Annotated in this window: 17 protein-coding genes; 5 read left to right on the top strand and 12 right to left on the bottom strand. The window is 63.5% G+C overall.

The window, feature by feature from the left end:
• Window positions 1–6: 6 nt before the first annotated feature.
• A complete protein-coding gene (secB, locus tag PAF18_RS13005) occupies window positions 7–528 on the top strand; it encodes a protein-export chaperone SecB (protein ID WP_271116124.1) in 522 nt (173 codons plus the stop codon).
• A gap of 39 nt (window positions 529–567) precedes the next feature.
• On the top strand, window positions 568–1,131 hold the full coding sequence (locus PAF18_RS13000; RefSeq protein ID WP_271118137.1) for an HD family hydrolase: 564 nt from the start codon (window positions 568–570) through the stop codon (window positions 1,129–1,131).
• A 46-nt stretch (window positions 1,132–1,177) separates the two neighbouring features.
• Here the strand turns inward: PAF18_RS13000 and PAF18_RS12995 are convergent, their stop codons facing one another.
• The 3 genes from PAF18_RS12995 to PAF18_RS12985 all read right to left on the bottom strand — a co-directional run bounded on the left by PAF18_RS12995 (window position 1,178) and on the right by PAF18_RS12985 (window position 2,823).
• On the bottom strand, window positions 1,178–1,486 hold the full coding sequence (locus tag PAF18_RS12995; RefSeq protein WP_271116123.1) for an H-NS histone family protein: 309 nt from the start codon (window positions 1,484–1,486) through the stop codon (window positions 1,178–1,180).
• An 80-nt stretch (window positions 1,487–1,566) separates the two neighbouring features.
• A complete protein-coding gene (locus PAF18_RS12990; protein WP_271116122.1) occupies window positions 1,567–2,121 on the bottom strand; it encodes an ActR/PrrA/RegA family redox response regulator transcription factor in 555 nt (184 codons plus the stop codon).
• 66 nt (window positions 2,122–2,187) lie between these two features.
• Complete coding sequence (locus PAF18_RS12985; protein ID WP_271116121.1) at window positions 2,188–2,823, bottom strand: SCO family protein; 636 nt, start codon at window positions 2,821–2,823, stop codon at window positions 2,188–2,190.
• A gap of 92 nt (window positions 2,824–2,915) precedes the next feature.
• Between PAF18_RS12985 and PAF18_RS12980 the strand changes: the two genes are divergently transcribed.
• Together PAF18_RS12980 and PAF18_RS12975 are read left to right on the top strand one after the other, a co-directional pair.
• A complete protein-coding gene (locus PAF18_RS12980; RefSeq protein ID WP_271116120.1) occupies window positions 2,916–4,253 on the top strand; it encodes an ActS/PrrB/RegB family redox-sensitive histidine kinase in 1,338 nt (445 codons plus the stop codon).
• Between the two features lie 65 nt (window positions 4,254–4,318).
• The gene (locus PAF18_RS12975) at window positions 4,319–5,884 is read left to right on the top strand and encodes a PAS-domain containing protein (protein WP_271116119.1); all 1,566 of its coding nucleotides are present in this window, start codon (window positions 4,319–4,321) and stop codon (window positions 5,882–5,884) included.
• Between the two features lie 47 nt (window positions 5,885–5,931).
• Here the strand turns inward: PAF18_RS12975 and PAF18_RS12970 are convergent, their stop codons facing one another.
• From PAF18_RS12970 to hslV, 3 genes are all read right to left on the bottom strand, one after another.
• Window positions 5,932–6,123, bottom strand: a complete 192-nt coding sequence (locus PAF18_RS12970) for a PLD nuclease N-terminal domain-containing protein (protein ID WP_271116118.1) — start codon at window positions 6,121–6,123, stop codon at window positions 5,932–5,934.
• 67 nt (window positions 6,124–6,190) lie between these two features.
• Window positions 6,191–7,489 carry an ATP-dependent protease ATPase subunit HslU gene (gene hslU / locus PAF18_RS12965; RefSeq protein WP_271116117.1) on the bottom strand — a complete coding sequence of 433 codons (1,299 nt, stop codon included), beginning with the start codon at window positions 7,487–7,489 and terminating at the stop codon, window positions 6,191–6,193.
• A gap of 58 nt (window positions 7,490–7,547) precedes the next feature.
• Entirely contained in the window at window positions 7,548–8,105 is a 558-nt protein-coding gene (hslV, locus tag PAF18_RS12960; protein ID WP_271116116.1) for an ATP-dependent protease subunit HslV, read from the bottom strand.
• A gap of 101 nt (window positions 8,106–8,206) precedes the next feature.
• Here hslV and PAF18_RS12955 point away from each other — a divergent pair, with 101 nt between their 5' ends.
• Entirely contained in the window at window positions 8,207–9,082 is an 876-nt protein-coding gene (locus PAF18_RS12955; RefSeq protein ID WP_271116115.1) for a hypothetical protein, read from the top strand.
• Window positions 9,083–9,118: 36 nt separating this feature from the next.
• Here PAF18_RS12955 and trxA read toward each other — a convergent pair whose 3' ends face one another.
• The 6 genes from trxA to PAF18_RS12925 are packed head-to-tail and all read right to left on the bottom strand — an operon-like array spanning window position 9,119 to window position 18,944.
• On the bottom strand, window positions 9,119–9,439 hold the full coding sequence (gene trxA / locus PAF18_RS12950; protein ID WP_271116114.1) for a thioredoxin: 321 nt from the start codon (window positions 9,437–9,439) through the stop codon (window positions 9,119–9,121).
• Between the two features lie 58 nt (window positions 9,440–9,497).
• The gene (addA, locus tag PAF18_RS12945; RefSeq protein ID WP_271116113.1) at window positions 9,498–12,875 is read right to left on the bottom strand and encodes a double-strand break repair helicase AddA; all 3,378 of its coding nucleotides are present in this window, start codon (window positions 12,873–12,875) and stop codon (window positions 9,498–9,500) included.
• On the bottom strand, window positions 12,868–15,816 hold the full coding sequence (gene addB, locus PAF18_RS12940) for a double-strand break repair protein AddB (protein WP_271116112.1): 2,949 nt from the start codon (window positions 15,814–15,816) through the stop codon (window positions 12,868–12,870). The genes addA and addB overlap by 8 nt, the downstream gene beginning before the upstream one ends.
• Complete coding sequence (locus tag PAF18_RS12935; RefSeq protein ID WP_271116111.1) at window positions 15,806–16,474, bottom strand: nucleotidyltransferase family protein; 669 nt, start codon at window positions 16,472–16,474, stop codon at window positions 15,806–15,808. Before PAF18_RS12935 ends, addB begins: the two co-directional genes overlap by 11 nt.
• Window positions 16,474–17,904 (bottom strand): tRNA (adenosine(37)-N6)-threonylcarbamoyltransferase complex ATPase subunit type 1 TsaE, encoded by a 1,431-nt coding sequence (gene tsaE / locus PAF18_RS12930; RefSeq protein ID WP_271116110.1) that lies wholly within the window; start codon window positions 17,902–17,904, stop codon window positions 16,474–16,476. Before tsaE ends, PAF18_RS12935 begins: the two co-directional genes overlap by 1 nt.
• Window positions 17,886–18,944, bottom strand: a complete 1,059-nt coding sequence (locus PAF18_RS12925; RefSeq protein WP_271116109.1) for an aldo/keto reductase — start codon at window positions 18,942–18,944, stop codon at window positions 17,886–17,888. Before PAF18_RS12925 ends, tsaE begins: the two co-directional genes overlap by 19 nt.
• Between the last annotated feature and the right edge of the window lie 60 nt (window positions 18,945–19,004).

Here is a 19,004-nt window from a genome sequence, read left to right as displayed (position 1 = left end):
CCAGACATGACCGACGAAACCCCGAAAGAAAACGGTGACGCAACGCAGCCCGCCGCCAATCCGCAGCAGCCGCGCATGCAGATCCTCGCCCAGTTCACCCGCGATCTCTCCTTCGAGAACATCGTGGCGCAGAAAGGGCTGAACGGGGCCGATGTGAAGCCCGAGATCTCTGTTCAGGTCAGCCTCGATGCCCGCAAGCGCGGCACCGAGAACCAGTATGAGGTCATCAGCAAGTTCAAGGTCGAATCCAAGAATAGCGGCGATGGCAGCAGCCTTTTCCTGTGTGAGCTGGATTACGGCGGGGTGTTCCATATCGAGGGTGTGCCGGAAGAACAGCTTCATCCGTTCCTGATGATCGAATGCCCGCGGATGCTGTTCCCCTTCGTGCGCCGCATCATCAGCGACACCACGCGCGACGGGGGCTTCCCGCCGGTCAATCTCGACCCGGTCGATTTCGTCGCGCTGTATCGTCGCGAAATCGCCCGCCGGGCCCAGGCCGAGCGCCCTGCCGACGCGCCTGTCTCCTGACACGGCGTGGCCCGTCGTACCAAGCGCGCCTGGCAGCGGATGCTGTCGGGGCGCAGGCTCGATCTTCTTGATCCGACGCCGTTCGATATCGAAATCGAAGACATCGCGCATGGTCTGGCCTTCGTCGCCCGCTGGAACGGACAGACCCGCGGCGACTGGCCCTATTCGGTGGCGGAGCATTCATTGCTGGTTGAGGAGGCGTTCCGCCGCATCAACCCCGATACCACTCCCGAATGGCAGCTTGCGGCGCTTTTGCACGATGCGCCGGAATATGTCCTCGGCGATATGATTTCGCCGGTGAAGGGCGCGCTCGGGCAGGAATACGGGGACATGGATGCCCGCATCGCAGAGGCGGTGCATCGCCGATTCGGTCTGCCAGCGAAGATCCCAGCGAAGATCAAGCGCCAGATCAAACAGGCCGATGAGGTTTCTGCATGGCTCGAAGCTTTGGAAATAGCCGGGTTTTCGGAGAAAGAGGCACGCAGCATCTTCAAAGTTCCGAAACCGGAACATTGCGATGGTCTGGTAATAAAACTGAGACCTCCTGCCGAGGCGCGCCGCGACTATCTCGACAGGTTTCAGAGCCTAATTGAAAAGATCTGATTGAAAACTTTCATTTGAAGGGCCCGCATAATTGCGGGCCTTTCACTCAAATAGCAAGATCTTCCAGAGATTTACCCGAGCCCAATGCGTCCTGCACCCAACGCGGACGGCGGCCGCGACCGGTCCAGGTCTGCGAGGGATCTTCGGGATTGGCGTATTTCGCCGCCACTCTGGCGCCGCGACGAGCCTTGCCGCCGGTCAGCTCATTCAGGGAAAAACCGTGCTCACGCGCGGCTTCCTCGACGGCTGCCATAGCCTCCCTTCGCTTGCGCTCCTCGAAGCTCGCAATAGAGCGATCGACCTGGGTCCGCAAATCGCGGAGTTCTTTCAAGGAGAGATTTTCAAGATCGAGCATCGGCGACTCCACTGGTAATTGGAAGTAGGAGAAAATAAATCGACAATCACAACAAAGTCAATTCGGATTTACCTGATTTTCTATCTTGGGCTTCTTTTTGCCAGAATGCGCTGAAGCGTGCGGCGATGCATATGCAATCTGCGCGCCGTTTCACTGACATTTCGGTCACATTGTTCGTAAACGCGTTGAATATGTTCCCATTTCACGCGATCCGCCGACATCGGATTTTCCGGCGGAGGTGGTAAGGTCTCACCAGATTGCAGAAGCGCCGAAACAATATCATTCGCGTCAGCCGGTTTTGCCAGATAATCTGTCGCGCCCATCTTCACCGCGGCCACCGCGGTGGCAATCGCGCCATAGCCGGTGAGCACGATGATCCGCGCATCGGGCCGCGCATCTCGCAGCGCCTCGACCACGTCGAGTCCGCTGCCATCTTCCAGCCGCAGATCGACCACCGCATAGGCCGCAGGCGCAGACCGCAGCGCAACGAGCGCCTCTGCAACGGACAGGGTCACGCGCGGCTGAAACCCGCGCCGCTCCATCGCGCGGGACAATCGGTTCACGAAAATTTCGTCGTCATCCACCAGGAGGAGAGACGGGTCAGGTCCAAGCTCTGCTGCGTTATCTTCGGCCATATTCCGAGACGGCCATAATTACGGGCCAATGTCCAGTCGGTTCAGAGCGACAACCGGGGCGAGAATTTATGACGTTGCGTTTGCGAAGCAGGCCACGGTGTCGGCCATTTCCTCGGGCGTCACATCACGATTGAAGAACTCCACGGTACCGTATTCCGGCAACACCAGATAGGTCATGGTGGTATGGCCGACCGAGTAATCCTCGGTCCCGTCATCCTGGACCTCATAGGCGACCCGCCAGGCTTTCGCCGCGGCGGCGATATCCTCCTCTGAGCCGGTCAGGCCGATCATGTTCTCATGCATATTGTCGGTATAGCGATCCATCACCTCGGGCGTGTCGCGTCCAGGATCGACGGTGACAAAAAGCGCCTGAGCGTTAATGCCCCTATCATCGAGAAGATCGAGCGCCTCGCTATTTCGCGAATTGTCCAAAGGACAAATATCAGGACAGAAACTAAAGCCGAAATACATGAGCGAGGGCTTCGTGATAATATCCTTATCCGTCACCCGCGCACCGGTTTCGCTGGTAAGCTCGAAACTGCCGCCGATGGCATCGGACCCGCCAGCCACCGCACTTGTCCGGCAATTGGCGAAAACATCGCCATTAGCTCCCGCCCCGGTCTGGCTCATCCAAAGCCAGCCACCAACCAAAAGAGCAGCAGCCGACGACGTTCCCAAAAGCAGCAATCGCTTGTCATTCATATCGAGTTACCTGCGCGCGTTGGTTCGCCGCATTGATCGCGCATAGAGACGCCGATATCAACGGGGCGAAACATCGCAGCACGGAACCCGACATGTCGCTTGGCTCTCTTTCTGCCGTGGCACTGTCCGCGCAGCTTCCACCGCGGGCCGAGCCGATCCGGCGCCGGACGCTGATCCTGATCCGATGGGTCGCGCTCGGCGGCCAGATCATCGCGGTTTCGCTGGCTTGGCTGATGGGAATTCGCTTCGATCTCGCGCCGGTGCTCGTGGTGATCGGGATCGGTGCGGCGCTGAATCTGTGGATGACCGCGACGACTGCGCGGGTCACCCATCGCGGCGCCACGGGGCAGCTGGTCTTCGATCTGATCCAGATCTCTATGCTGATCGGGCTGACCGGCGGGCTCTCGAACCCATTTGCGCTTCTGGTTCTGGCGCCGGTCACCATCGCGGCCACAGCGCTGCAGGACCGCGAGACGGTTCTGGTCGGTGCCGCGACGGTGGTGATGATCTCGCTCGCCGCGCTTTTGGCGATGCCCCTGCAACATCCGCGACTGGATCTTTCGATGCCACCGGTGCTTCAGCTTGCCCATCTCTCGGCGATCCTGATCGGCGTGGTATTCTTCGCGGCCTATGCACGCCGGGTCGCGGGCGAGTTGGCGACGACCTCCGATGCGCTGTTCGCCAGCCAGATGGCTCTGGCGCGGGAACAGAAACTGCAGCATCTCGGCGGCATTATCGCAGCTGCCGCACATGAGATGGGCACGCCGCTCGCCACCATTAAGCTGATCGCAGCCGAGCTGAATGACGAACTCAGCAGCGCATTGCCCGACCGAAGCGATCTGGCCGAAGACGCGGCGACGCTGGCCCAATCCGCCGATCGCTGTCGCGACATCCTGCGCTCGATGGGACGGGCCGGGAAGGATGATCTCAAGATTCATGCCGCGCCGCTGCCAACCGTGCTGGAAGAGGCCGCGCAGCCCCATGCCGATCGCGGGACGCCGCTGCGTATCACACTGCCGCCCGACGGCGTTCCTCCGACGGTGATGCGTGATCCCGGCATCATTCACGGCTTGCGCAACATCATTCAGAATGCGGTGGATTTCGCTGAAACCAAGGTCGAGATAGAGGCAAGCTGGACCGACGCGACCCTTATGATCCATGTCCGCGATGATGGACGAGGGTTTTCGCAGGCGGTGCTGACCCGCCTGTCCGAACCCTTTCCCGTCAGCCGGCGCAGCGACCGGCGTGGCAGCTATGAGGGGATGGGGCTGGGGCTGTTTATTGCCCGCTCTCTTTTGGAAAGCAGCGGCGCGACGTTGTATTTCCGCAATCGCAGCGCCCAAGGGGCTGAAGTCACAGTGTCTTGGCCGCTCGACCGGATCGCCGCCGATGACCGCGCTGCCTTGCGTGAGAACCCGCCGATTTCGTGATATGTTTACTGAATGTTAAGGCTTGCCGTGTGACCTGTGCGGGAAGTCATTGAAGCGTATGGAATATGCAAGGACTGACAATGATCGTCGCGGCGCTTGCCGGCGGGGCACTATCGGTTCTGCTGGCGTTGCTGGCGATTCGCTGGTTCGACCGGCCGGAGAGGCCTGCGCTTCTCACGTCAGAGCTGGTTGCGCCGTGTATTTTCCTGTTTCGGCAGAACAGGCTGATCGACGCCACCGCACCTGCGCAAGCGATCATGGATACATGTCCCAGCGGAGACCTAACCGGGCTGAAATCATGGCTGACCCGGCATTTCGACGGGCTGGACGGGCTGGACGATCACGGTACCGGGATCGAGCTTCTGGGCAAATCCGGGACCGGCTCGGCTCGTCTGCGTCTGCTGGCGGAACCCGCAGCGGACGGAGCGTTACGGCTGACCCTGGTGCGACCCGATGCAGAGGCGGCGGGTATCGTAGTCGATTCCCTCTCTCAACAGGCGATGGAGGAGGAGCTTTCGCTTCTCCGCGGGATGCTGAACCATGCCCCGGCGATGATCGCCAGGCGCGACAAGGACGGTCAGGTGATCTGGGCCAATGCGCGCTACCTGGCGGCGGCAGAGCGGCGAATGAATGACGAAACGTCCTGGCCGCTCCCCGATTTCATCGAGATCGACCCAAACAGCACCGCCAGCGACGGCGCCCGGCGCGCGCGGGTGGATGCCGCCGGGATCGCCTATTGGTTCGACTGTCATGAGCAAGAGGATGATCATGGCAGCACCGTCTATGCGCTGCCCGCCGATGCAACCGTCCGGGCCGAACAAAGCCTTCGCGAGATCCTGCAAACCCTGACAAAGACCTTTGCTGACCTGCCGATCGGGCTGGCGATCTTTGACCGCGAAAGGCAGTTGCAGCTGTTCAATCCCGCGCTGATCGACCTCACCGGCCTGTCCGCAGCATTTCTCTCCAGCCGGCCCTCGCTGTTCAGTGTGCTCGACCAGCTACGTGAGCTGCGCATGGTCCCGGAGCCGCGCGACTACCGATCCTGGCGCAAGCAGATCACGACGCTGGAATCGGCCGCATCGGCCGGACATCATGTCGAAACCTGGTCTCTGCCGGGCGGGCGTACCTATCGTGTTACCGGCCGCCCGCATCCGGGCGGCGCGGTGGCCTTTCTGTTTGAGGACATCACCTCCGAAATCACGCTCGCCCGCAAATTCCGAGCCGAGCTGACATTCGGGGCACAGGTGCTCGACGGACTGGACGAAGCGCTGATCGTGTTCAACGCGGTCGGGCAGGTCGTGACGACGAATCAGTCATATCAGAAGCTATGGGGCGATCCTCCCGAGCGCATCAACGAGGCGCTGCGCATCTGGCGCGGCGACTGGGACGAGGCCCCCGGACTTGAACGGCTCGAGGAAGAGCTTCACCGAGAGGACTGCTCCGGGGAAGGTCATGGGGTGTTATTCGGCCCGGACCGCAGCGGCGTGCTGGCCTGGACAGTGCGCGCGCTGCCCGGCGGCAAACGCATGTTGCGGTTTTCGCAGACGAGTGCTGCCCCTACGAAAAATGCCCTGGTCGAAGAGCGACCCACCCTGCTGAAAGACGACCGGCCCGAAAGCCTGCGAGGCTGACGGGCCGGAACGTGATTTTCCAAAACGTTGCGCCGCCTCGGCGCGGTTTATCGAAGGTTCGATTTCGGACCCGCAATATACCAGGCGATCAGGCCCACCACCGGCAGCACCGCCACGATGATGACCCAGATGATCTTGCTGGATTTCTCTGCGCCCGAATTAATGATCTGAGCGATGGCCCAGACATCGAGCGCAAAGATGATGAGGCCGATCAGGCCACTGAACATGTTGAACTGCATAATTGCTCCACTGACGAATGGGACTTCAGCGACTCAACGATAGGCAGGCGGCACAGGTTCCCCGCCGCTACAGCACATAGCGCGACAGATCCGCCGAACGCGCCAGGTCGCCCAGATGCTGTTCAACGAAACCGGCATCGACCCGCACCGTCTCGCCATTGCGGTCCGGCGCGGTAAAGGAAAGCTCCTCGAAGACCCGCTCCACTACGGTGTAAAGCCGACGTGCGCCGATATTCTCGACACTGCCATTTACCTCGGCGGCAATCCGCGCGAGGGCCGCGATGCCGTCCTCGGCGAACTCGACCTCGACGCCTTCCGTGCCCATCAGCGCGGTATATTGCCGGGTCAGCGCATTGTCGGTTTCGGTAAGAATCCTCACGAAATCCTCTTCGGTCAGCGCGCGCAGCTCGACCCGGATCGGCAGACGCCCCTGCAATTCGGGCAGCAGATCCGACGGTTTCGAGACATGGAACGCGCCCGAGGCAATGAACAGAATATGATCCGTCTTCACCGGCCCGTATTTTGTCGACACCGTGGTGCCTTCGATCAGTGGCAGAAGATCGCGCTGCACACCCTCGCGGCTTACATCGCTGCCGCGCGCATCGGTGCGGGCCGAGACCTTGTCGATCTCGTCGATGAAGACGATGCCGTTCTCCTGCACCGATTCCAGCGCCGCAGCCTTTACGGCCTCGTCATCCAGCAACTTGTCGGCCTCTTCCGCGATCAGCAGCTCATAGCTTTCCGCGACCGAGACCTTGCGCGTCACCCGGCGCCCGCCGAAGGCTTTCATCAGCCCGGACAGATCCATCATCCCCATGCCGCCTTGTCCGGGGATCTCCATCCCGCCGAGCGGATTGGAATTGTCAGTGATCTCGATCTCGATCACCGTGTCATCCAGCTCGCCGCGCTTCAGCTTGTCGCGGAACATGTTTCGGGTCTGTTCGCGCGCGCCCTCACCGGCCAGCACCTCGATCACGCGATCCTCGGCGGCCTGATGCGCGCGAGATTTCACATCCTCTCGCATCCGCTCACGGGTGTCGATCATCGCTGCGTCGGTCAGATCGCGGATGATCTGTTCGACGTCGCGCCCGACATAGCCCACCTCGGTGAATTTGGTCGCCTCGACCTTGATGAAGGGCGCATGCGCCAGCTTTGCCAGCCTTCGGCTGATCTCGGTCTTGCCGACGCCGGTCGGGCCGATCATCAGGATGTTCTTCGGATAGACCTCGTCGCGCAGGTCGTCCGAAAGCTGCTTGCGCCGCCAGCGATTGCGCAGCGCCACGGCCACGGCGCGCTTGGCGTCCTTCTGGCCGATGATGAAACGATCCAGCTCGGACACGATTTCGCGGGGGGTGAGTTCAGTCATGTTCGCTCTTTCACCTTGATCGAAATATCCCGGGGGTGCGGGGGCAGCGCCCCCGATTTCAGGCCCCAAGCGTTTCGACGGTCAGATTTCCATTGGTGTAGACGCAGATATCGGCGGCAATCGCCATCGCCTTTCGGGCCACCGCTTCGGCGTCCAGATCGGTTTCCAGCAATCCCCGCGCTGCGGCGAGCGCGAAGTTTCCGCCCGAACCGATGGCCGCGATGTCATGCTCGGGCTCCAGCACGTCACCCGCGCCGGTGACGACATAAAGCTGAGCGCCATCGGTCACGATCAGCATCGCCTCCAGATTGCGGAGGAACTTGTCGGTGCGCCAGTCCTTGGCAAGCTCGACGCAGGCGCGTTGAAGCTGACCGGGAGAGGCCTCGAGCTTTTTTTCCAGCCGCTCCAGAAGAGTGAATGCATCAGCGGTCGATCCTGCGAAGCCCACCACGACATCCTGCCCGCCCGGGGACAGCCGCCGCACCTTGCGCGCCGAACCCTTCATCACCGTCTGGCCTACGCTGACCTGACCGTCGCCGGCCACGACGACCTTGCCGCCGCGCTTGACCGCGAGGATGGTGGTGCCGTGCCAGCCCGGAAAACTTTCATCCGCCATCAATCTCTCCTTCGTTCCTGTCCAGATAGGCAAGCCCATCCCGGCCCGCAAGCCATTGCCCGGGCGCGCGGCCCGTTCTAACCTGCGGAATGGCCGAAAGAATGCTGCGAATTCATCTGGATCCGGCGATGCTGGATCACGCCCGCTCGGGCAATTTCAACTTCATGAACCGGGTCCGGGCTGCCGCCGAAAGCCGCGGCTGGCAGACAGAGCTTGCCCCGGAAAGCGATGCGCCGCCGGAACGCTATGTCTACGCGCTGCATCACATGGCTGGTCCGTCGCATCGGCGCGCCAAGATTTTTCGCCGCACCTATATCTATCCCTACTGGCATATCGAGCGTGAACCTCAGCGCTGGCGGTGGCCGGTCGCCTCGGCACGTTTCGATCCCGACACCATCGACCAGGATGCGGCGCGCAAACTGATCCACGAGCTGCGCCGGCGCGTCATGCCGGATCTCGCCCCGACCGAGCCGACCCATGTGCTGATCCCGCTGCAACGCCAGCTGACCGAAACGCGCTCGTTTCAGACCATGAGCCCCGTCGAGATGGTCAATGCCGTCGCCGCCACCGGACGACGCTGCATCGCTACGCTGCACCCGAACGGAGACTATACCCAAACCGAGCTTGACGCGCTGCACACACTGACCGCTGTCTATCCCAATCTCAGCATCGGCGGCGACAGCCGAGCCTTGCTGGCTGGCGCCGAATTCGTCGCCACGCAGAACAGCGCCGTCGCCTTTGATGCCTATCTGCTGGCCCGTCCCGTGGTGCTTTTCGCGCAGATCGATTTCCACCACATCGCGCTGAATGTCTCTGAACTGGGCGTTGAAAAAGCGTTGGAACGCGCGCCGGACTACAAGGCGCATTATGCGAAATATCTGTGGTGGTTCCTGAAGGAACAGGCCATCGACGCCATGGCGCCGGATGCCGATCTGCGCATTCTCGCGGCATTGAAAAAGGGCGGCTGGCCTATCTGACCGCCGCCCCCCCTTTGGATCATCCGCCCCGGAGGATCAGACGTTCTCGTCGATCCAGGCCTTCAGCGCCGCTTTCGGGGCCGCGCCGATCTTGTTCGACACGACCTTGCCGTCCTTGAACATGAACAGCGCCGGAATGCCGCGAACACCCATCGAGGCCGGGCTCTCGGGGTTTTCGTCCACATTCACCTTCACGATCTTGATCTTGTCGCCATATTCGTCCGAAAGCTCTTCCAGCGCCGGGCCGATCTGCTTGCACGGTCCGCACCATTCGGCCCAGAAATCGACGATCACCGGAGTGTCGGATTTCACGACTTCGGCGTCGAATTCGGCGTCGGTGACAGGTTGGGTGGCCATGGCAGTTTCTCCTGAATGGCGGCCGGACATGCCGGCGGGAATAAGGTTAACTCAACAGCTAGGAACGTTGCGAGGCAGGGTCAAGGGCCGCGCTTGCCGCATCGAGCAGCGCATCGGGCAGCCACATCAGCGAGCGGGACGCAGTCCACAACACACCGCTGGCAACCTCGCGTTCCGGCCAGAGCGCCCGCGCCGCGGCCCGATAGACAGCCATCTGACGCATGATCCCGTCCGGCACGGCCTCGGGCGTTGGCGGCACGGTGGCGTTGGATTTATAGTCGATCACTCGCACCAGATCAGGGGTGACCATGATCCGGTCCACGACGCCGCGCACCACGCCCGGCCCTGCAAGCGTCAGGGTCAACTCGACCTCAGTCAGAACCGTCGCCGCCTCGGGCAGCGCGAACAGCCCGGCCAGAGGGGGCGCGTCCTGCACGGATATGAACTCTGCCATGAGACGGTCGAACATGCCGCGATCCGGCAGCCCGCCTTCCGAGGCGCTCAGCAACGCGCGGGCGCGATCCTGCCATTCTTCCCGAGGCAAGCCGGGCAGATGTTCCAGCAACAGATGAAGCCGCGTGCCGAACAGCATCGCCGCCTCCGGATCGTCGCCATCCGGCCCGGGCAGAGCCTTGGCCCCGCCCAGATCCGACGCGGCACGGGGCGCCCTGGGGCGCGGCACCGGATCGGGCAGGGTCCAAAGCCATGGCGCTTCGGCGCGCGGCGCAGGCTCTGCGGCGATCCGTTCCTGCGCCTCAGGCCATTCTCCGAAACTGAAGCGCCGGGCCATGCCGAGCGCGGTTTCGAAACCCTCTTCCGGAAGGTCGCTGCGGCCAAGCCCCTGTTCGATCATCGCATACCAGCTTTCCTCGCCGCTTCCGGGATCCCCGTCGGTCGCCACGATCAGCCAACTTTCGGCCCGCGTCATCGCCACGTAAAGCAGCCGTTTGCGTTCACGCTCCTCGCGTTCGGTCGCGTCGTCGATCATCGTCTGAACCGGCTGCGGTCGCTCGTCCTTGCGGCCTGACAACATCGGCACCGCATCCGGCCGACGCAGCACCTGCGCAGGGGGCTTGGCGCGCGTCTTCTTCGTGTCAGGCAGGATCACGATCGGGCTTTCCAGGCCTTTCGAGCCATGCACCGTCATCACCCGGATCAGATCCGCGCCTGAGCCGGGCTGGCGGCGCACCTCGACGTCATCTGCTGAGAGCCACACGAGAAATCCGGTCAGCGACGGCACCTCTGTCCGCTCATAGGCAAGCGCCTGGGTCAGCAATTCGTCGATCCCGTCCTCGGCCTCTGGCCCGAGCCGCGCCAGTAACCGCTCGCGCCCGCCATGCCGGTTGAGAAGCCGAGAGATCAGATCGAAGGGGCGCAGTTCGGATCGGTCCATCATATCGGACAACAGCGCCAGCGCCGCGCCATGATCCGACGCACGCAGCCGCGTCCACAGATATTCGCCCCGCTTGCGACCATGCGCGAGCCGATACAAGGCATCCTCATCCAGCCCGATCAGCGGCGAGCGCAGCAGACCGGCGAGTGACAGGTCGTCCTCGGGCGTTGCAAGGAAGTTCAGCATGGCGCGGATATCCTTGACCGCTAGCTCGGCGGCGAGTCTCAGCCGGTCCGCACCGGCCACCGGCAGCTCTGCCGCTTTCAGCGCGCGGATGATCTCGCCGAAAAGCGGTGATTTCCGGCCCTGAACCAGGATCAGGATATCGCCCGGCTGCACCCGGCGAACGGATTCGCGTGTCTCGATCGATGCGCCGGATACGGGATCCAGCATCAGTGCCACCTGCCGAGCGATCTCGGCGGCGACGCGAGTCGAAGCTGCGTCGGGTGCAAGCTGATCGACAGGGTCTTCCCAGGGCGCGTCCTCTGGTCTTTCCGGCGTCTCGGGCACCGGCCACAGATCGACACGGCCGGGGCGGCCCGAATGGAACGCCCGATGCGCGCTCTCCTGTCCCAGCGCGATGCCACCATCATCCGCGAATACTGCGTCGACGGCGCCCAGTATCGCCGGCGAGGACCGGAACGAAAATTGCAGGTCCAGCATGGCCATCGGGCGATCCACCGCGTCAAAATCCCGTTCGAACTGGTCGCGGCGGGCTTCGAACACCTGAATATCGGCACCCTGGAAGGAATAGATCGACTGTTTCGGATCGCCGACGACGAATAGCGTCCTCAGCCGCTCGGACTCGCCCGCGGTGAATTCGGCCGTGAGGCGCTCGACGACGGTCCATTGCTCGGGGGATGTATCCTGCGCCTCGTCCACAAGAATATGGTCGATCCCGCCATCCAGCCGGAACAGCACCCATTGAGCCAGCGCCGGGTCCGACAGAAGCCCTGCGGTGCGGGTGATGAGATCGTCGAAATCCAGCCAGCCCGCTGCATTCTTGCGCCGCTCGTAGCGCCGCGAAAATTCGCGCCCGAACCGCAGCAGCGCCGCGCTGCGCCGCGTGAAATCGAGCGCCACGCGTTTCTTGCGCGCTTCGGCCACGCGCTGCATCAGATCGTTGAACTTGTCGATGAAGGGCGCGCAAGAGCCCTTGCTCAGCTTCTGCGTCGGCAGCTTGCCGATCTTCGGCCCGAAAGGCTGGGCGGCGCCTGAGCCAAAAAGCAGCGCGCTTTCCAGCAACGCAAGATCCGCGACGCCGGGCGCAGACCAATCCACACTATCAAGATCCGCTGCGAGATTTGCGTCGGTTTTTCCGCCCGCCGCCAGAAGCGGGATCAGCTCAGCGATCCAGGCGGCCTCATCGCCCTGAAATACATCAGCGATAAGATCCGCCTCGGCAAGCGGGGCAGGCAGACCCACTGCCGCGCGCAACGCCTCTTCCCCATCTGGGATATCAAAGCCCCGCGTGAGCTGGGCCAGCAGGACATCGACCCTGTCGCCGGAATCTATGGCTGTGATGTCGGCAATCTCCGGCACCTGGCCAGCCGCCATTTCTTCCAGCACCTCGGCACGCAGCAAGCTGGCCGAGCGGTCATCCAGCTCGGTGAAGCCGTGCGGCACCCCGGCTTCAAGCGGGAAGCGCCGCAGCAGCGCCGCACAAAAGCTGTGAATCGTCTGCACCTTCAGCCCACCGGGCGTCTCGATCGCCTGCGCAAAAAGCCGGCGCGCCGCGGGCAGATCGGGCGCGTCGGCCACGCCCAGATCCCGCAGCGCCACGCCCAGCTTTTCGTCCGGCAGCATCGCCCAATCGCCGAGCCGCTTTAGAAGGCGGTTCTGCATCTCGGTCGCGGCGGCTTTGGTGTAGGTCAGGCACAGCACCCGCTCCGGCGCGACGCCGTTCAGCAGCAGACGCGCAACGCGGTCGGTCAGCACCCGCGTCTTGCCCGAGCCCGCATTCGCGGTCAGCCAGACGGAGTGCCGGGGATCGGCGGCGATAAGTTGCTGTCTCGTGGCGTCATCGGGACCGTGTTCAGTCATCGCCGCCGACCCTCATCCGCATCGGCGCGTCGCGCGCTCCCCATTCCCCATAGCGCGAAAGATGGTCGTAATCGCTGACATCACCGGCTTTCTGCAAGGCGCGCCGTGCCGTGAAGCCCTGATCGCCGCGCAGGTAGCGCTGCATCAGGATCAATAACTTGGCCCAGGTCTCATCAACCATATCGGGAGAGAATTTCCGATGAAGCGTTTCGCCGTCTCCGCCAAGCTGGATATAGCTGACCCCTTCCACCGCCACCGCGCCGAGCGTCGGGAACGCACCCTTCACCACCATTGCCGCTTCCAGCATCAGCTGCTTGTCGAAATGGGCCATCTCGTTGTCGTTCGGCGGTTTGCCTGATTTATAGTCATAGACATGCGCGACCATATCATCGTCCAGCAGGTCGATGCGGTCCGGCTTAGCGTTCAGACTCGCGCCGAGACCGGGAAGATCGATCCGTCCTCTGCTCTCGACAACCACCGGCCTGCCGCGCGACAGACGATGAAGCTCATCGGTTGCGATCTGGTCGGAGATACGGTCCATCCGGGTCTGCCAGAAGGCGCGCGCCGCCGGCCAGGGCACTTCCGAGGCCAGCACCTCGGCGGCGACTTTGCGAAAGCGCGCGCTGAGCTCGGAGATCGGGGTTTCCGGGTCGGGCGGCGGTTGCAGAAGCCGCTCGGCGACCTTGTGCAGCACCTGACCGCGCAGCGCTGCACCCGGTTCGGGCCGCAGCGGATCGAGAGGACGCAGGCCGAGGACCTTGCTGGCATAGATCGCGTAGGGATCACGGATCAGCGTGCGGACCTGGGTGACCGAGATATTGTCGAAGGCAGGCGCGGGCGGAATCGGCGCCGGCCGCGGCGCGGGATCAAGCTGATAGCGCGGCTGGTTCAGCTGCCGCGCAAGATCCAGCCACGCCGCGCCACGCTTGCGCATCGCACCCAGCGCCTGCGGTCCCGCGCGCTCGGGGAGACCGGCCATGAGATTTGTCAGGCGGTTCAGCCAGCGTGACGGAATGGTCTCGGCATCCGCATCTCGACGCGCGCGGGTCATCACCACCTCGGGCGCGGCAACAGCCTGCTGGAAGTCATGCGCCGACAGACCGATCTGCCGCTCTGGCAGGGTCAGCCCCGCCTCTTTGCGCATGGCACGTGACAGCCACGGATCGGGCGGCAGGGCCTGCGGCCAACCGCCCTCGTTCAGCCCGGCGAGGATCACGATGGCCCCATCTCCGCGGTTTGCCTCGGTCCGGGCATCGCGGGGTCCGAAGGCGCGGATCAGCGGATGGCCCTGATCGCGGCCGCGAACCGCATGTGCGGAAAGATGGCGGTCCACCAGATCGGCGTAATCATACGCGCTCATCGGCTGCGCCCGGTCGGCATGTTCGGCAAGCTGCGCCAACGCCGCATCGGCCAGCCGTCCTGCCGGCTCGTCCCAAAGCCGTGACGCCTGTGCCGTTCCGCCCGGCCCCGCCGCGAGCAGCTCGGCAAGCTGCAGATGTTGTGCAAGGCGAGACGACACCGGGCGCGGCGACTCGTCCTGTTCAACAGCGACCACAAGATCGAGTGTGTCTGCAAGCCACTGCGCCCAGATCTTGCGGTGCTCATCGTGCTTCGTGGCCCACTCCCGGAGAAAGGCGGGGTCAGGGAAGGCGGGACCGTTCCTCCGCAACTCCAGTTCGAGGTCGCGGGTCTGGCGAAGAAATTCCCCATGGGTCGAGCCGGTCGCTGTGATCGGGTGTTTCAGAAGGGTAAGCAATGCATCGACGCTCAGCTTGCGTCCGAACAAAGCTGCCACATGCCGCAGGAACAGCCCCTGCGCTGTCAGATGCAGCGGCTCTCCGGCGCTGTCTTCGATCACGAGCCCCCAGCGGTCGAGTGACGCCGCCACCCGCCGCACCAGACCGCGATCCGCCGCGAAAAGCCGGATGGGTCGGGACTCGCCCACCGCGTGGCGGATGAGCGCGGCGATGGCGTCAGCCTCTTCCTGCGGCTGATCCGCCTCGATCAGCGTCAGCCCTGCCGTCGGCCCCGAGAGATCGGGCAGTTCAGGACCCTCGGCTATCCACTGGTCAGTGACCGGCGCCGGACGCAACGCCAGTGAGATCAGCCGGTTGCGGTCCGGGATCTCTGTTTTCACCCATGGCCTGACACCACCCGCTCGCAACGCGGCCAGACGGGCCTGCGGGTGATCGTCCGAAGGACCGTCCAGCATCCGCCAGATCGCTTCCGGCTGCACGAAGTCATAGCCCGGCAGCACGATCGTCCCGAGCCGCTGCGTCGCAAGCGCTTTCAGAAAGCATCGCGTCGCCCCGTGCGAACCGGTCGAACCCACCGCCAGGATGGGCGCATCAAGACAATCCGGCCCCTCCGCCCACTGCCGCGTGTAGGTGTCGGCCGCATGACGCTGCCGGGCCGGCCGATCGACCGGCGGACCCCCGAGATAGAACTCCGCGGCAATTTTCAGGAATGCGAGAGAGCGTTGCCAATGTGCAGCATGATCCCGCGTATCGATCCGGCTCAGGCTATCGACCCCGCAGCCTTCGAACTGCATCTCGCCCATCAGGTCAGCGAGCGATTGCGACAGCTCCGGCACGGACTGGCCAGCGCCAAGCGCAGGCTCTCGCTCGATCAGCCGTGAGACGAGGTTCCCAAGCTCCAACACACGCGCCAGCGGCGCCACCGGCCCGTCCGGCAGATCCGTATCAAGATTGGCCAGAAGTCGGAATTTCGGCAGCAGAAGCGGACCATGGTCGGCAGCATATTCGTCAAAGGCCGTCCGAAGCGAGGTCATGGTGCGGGCGGCGTTGACATAGACGGTGACGGCGGCAAGTGCCTCTGGCGGTTTTCCTGCGGTGCGCGCGATTAGCCCCCGAACCACGTCGCGACAGAAATCAGCGCCCGGCGGCAGGGCATAGACACCGCCCTCCCAGTCATTCCACATTTTCGGCCAGCATCGTCTCGGCAAGAGGGATCGTCTCGGGCCGTCCAAGATCGCACCATTCGCCATTATGGACGACACCAAAGGCGCGACCCTCGGCGATGATCAGATCCCACAGGCGGTTCAACGAGAAAGCGTCGTCCCCGACCTCGGACAGCCGCCCGGTCTTGCAGATCTGGCAACCGGCATAGATCATGTCGCCCGCTCGGCTGATCCGACCCTCTGCATCTCGGCTGAAATCTCCCGGACCCACGCGACCCCGCGCGCGATCATGCGGAAACAGCATCAGCAGCGCATCCATGCGCTCTGGCTCCCAGGCTGCATTCAGCGCCCTTAGCGGATTGGACCCGGTCCAGATCACATCCGGGTTCAACGTCATGACCGCATCCTCTCCCAGCAACGGCAGCGCCTTGCGCAGCCCGCCGCCGGTTTCCAGCAACGCCTCGGATTCGTCCGAGATCGCCACGTCGCTGCCCGCCAGGTGATCGCGGATCTGATCGCCGAGGTAATGCGTGTTCACCACGATCCGGCCAATTCCCGCCTCTCGCGCCATATCGAGGCTGCGATCCAGCAGGCTGCGCCCGGCCACCTCGATCAGCGGCTTGGGACGTGTATCGGTCAGCGGGGCCATGCGGGTGCCCTTGCCGGCGGCGAAGATCATCAGCGGGGGCATTGCGCGCGGATCCTTTCGATATTTTTCTGTGTCGGTGCAGGGATCCGTGCCACCAGCCGGGCGAGCGGTGCCAGCGCCGGGTGACCGATCTCGCGCTGGATCAGCGACCAGCAATGCGGCATGAAATCCAGATAGCGCGGTTTTGCGTCGCGAATGCAAAGGCGCGTGAAAATTCCCATGATGCGCAGATTACGCTGTGCGCCCAAAAGCGCAAAGGCCGGGTCGAATGTTTCGCGCGCCATGCCCGACACGGCGAGGAACCGGGCGATTGCAGAATCTTCGACATCGCGCGGGATGGCGCGGCGCGCGTCATGCAGGGCCGAAACCAGATCATAGGCCGGATGCGTCGCCACCGCGTCCTGAAAATCCAGAAGGCCAAGCCGGTCATCCGGCGTCAGAATGATGTTCTCGGCGTGAAAATCGCGCAGGCTGGTGACAGGTGCAGCGCCAGCGCAAAGCTCTGCGTGAAGCGCGGCGATGGTCGGTGCGATCTGCGCCGCGGCAGCACGGGCATCGGCATCCGCACCGATCGCTGGGGGGTAATGCTGCGCAAAAATGCCGACCTGCTCGGCCATGCGCGGACCATCCAGAGCCATGATCCCCGGCGCGGGCGGATAAGACGCAAGCCGGGCCAGCATCTCTGCGATCCGCTCGTAAAGCGGAGCGATGCGCGCCGGCTCGGCATCGATGATCCGTGCCACCTGCGCGTCTCCAAAATCCTCGATCAGGGCCAGACCGGCTGGACGATCCGCCGCATAGACGCGCGGCACCGTAAATCCACGTTCCGCGAGCCATGCGGTCATCGCGAGATAGGGCGTCAGCGTCGCCGCATCGGTGTCCATCAGCACCGCAGAGCCGCCATCACGGTTCAAGCGGAAATAGCGCCGTGCCGAGGCATCCCCAGCCAGAAACGCGACATCCGCATCCGCCCAGCCTGCATCGTTGACGAAGGCGGCCCGCTCAGCAGCGCGCCGAACCCGATGCCATCGCGCGGTGTCGCCGTGAAGCGTGACCTGGCGTTGATCGGGGTCGTCAAGATGCGCAAAGCTCAGCCGCAATGTGTCCGGCCAGTCTCCGGCCCGATCCGGCCATTCGACCAGCAGGATGGAATCGTCAGCGGCATCGGTCAGGCCAAGCTCGTCGATCTCTTGCGGGTCGCCGAGCCGATACAGATCTGCGTGCCAGATCGGCGGATCGGCATCGTAGCTTTGCACCAGTGTGAAGGTCGGGCTTGGCACATCTTCATGGGAGTTGCGCAGCCGGGCGCGGATAAGACCCCGCGCAAAATGCGATTTGCCCGCACCCACCGGACCATCGAGCAGCAGCGTATCGCCTGCGCGAAGCTCTGTCGCGACGGCGCGGGCGAGCGCGTCGCTCAAAGCGACGCCGCCGGTCAGCGTCAATAGGGCATCGGCCATGCGCGGTGCACGTCATCTATCGCTGTTTTCAGCTCGTCACTGAGCGTCGTCTCAAGCCCTGTGAGCTGATGCTTCAACTGATCGATCGACGTCGCACCGAGGATCGGGATCACCGGGAAAGGCCGGGTGCGCTGCCACGCAAGCGCCATATGCACCGGGTCGATGCCATGCTCTTCGGCCAGCTTCAGATAGGCCGCGACAGCGCCATGCGCGCGTTCTGTCTTGCGTCCGCCCAGAATGCCGCCGCCGCCATGCGCCAGATCGACCGCAACCCGGCTGCCCTCGGGCACCGCGTCATCCTGATATTTCCCGGTCAGCAGCCCCGCAGCGAGCGGAGAGTAAGACAGAAGTGTGACATCTTCATTGACCGCAACCTCGGCCATATCGGTATCGTATAGCCGTTGCAGCAGCGAATATTCGTTCTGCACCGATACCACCCGCGGCGCTCCGAGCCGCTCGGCCATATCGATCCAGCGGATTGTGCCCCAGGCGGTCTCGTTGGACAGGCCGAACTGGCGGATCTTTCCGGCACGCACAAGATCCTCCATCGCGCGCAACACATCCTCGAAATGATCGAGATTGCTCGCGCGGCTCTGACCCGAAGGATCGTAGCGCCAATTCTGTCGAAAGCTATAGCTGCCGCGTGCCGGCCAATGCAGCTGATAAAGGTCGATCACATCGGTTTGCAGCCGCTTGAGCGAGCCCTCGACGATGCGGGACAGATTCTTGCCGGAAAAACCCTCGCCATCGCGGACAGCGCTTCCTTCGCCTGACGCCTTCGTGGCGATCTCGACCTCGTGCCGCCGCCCGCTGCCGGCAAGCCAGCTTCCGATATATTCTTCGGAGCGTCCTGCTGTCTCGGCGCGGACCGGGTTGACCGGATACATCTCGGCGCAATCCAGGAAGGTGATGCCGGCCTCCAGGGCCGCCTCGATCTGCGCGTGGGCATCATCCTCGGCGGTCTGGTTGCCGAAGGTCATTGTGCCGAGCGAGAAGGCGCTGACCTCCAGATCGCTGCGGCCGAGTGTTTCGCGTTTCATCCGGTCTCCTTTAATCTTCGCGCGCGACGCTATCGCCGCCGGCGCGGGATGGAAAGCCCG

This window comes from Paracoccus sediminicola, assembly GCF_027912835.1.
GTDB lineage: Bacteria > Pseudomonadota > Alphaproteobacteria > Rhodobacterales > Rhodobacteraceae > Paracoccus > Paracoccus sediminicola.
Note: the sequence above shows the minus strand (reverse complement) of the source record. Positions and strands in the feature narration are given on the sequence as shown.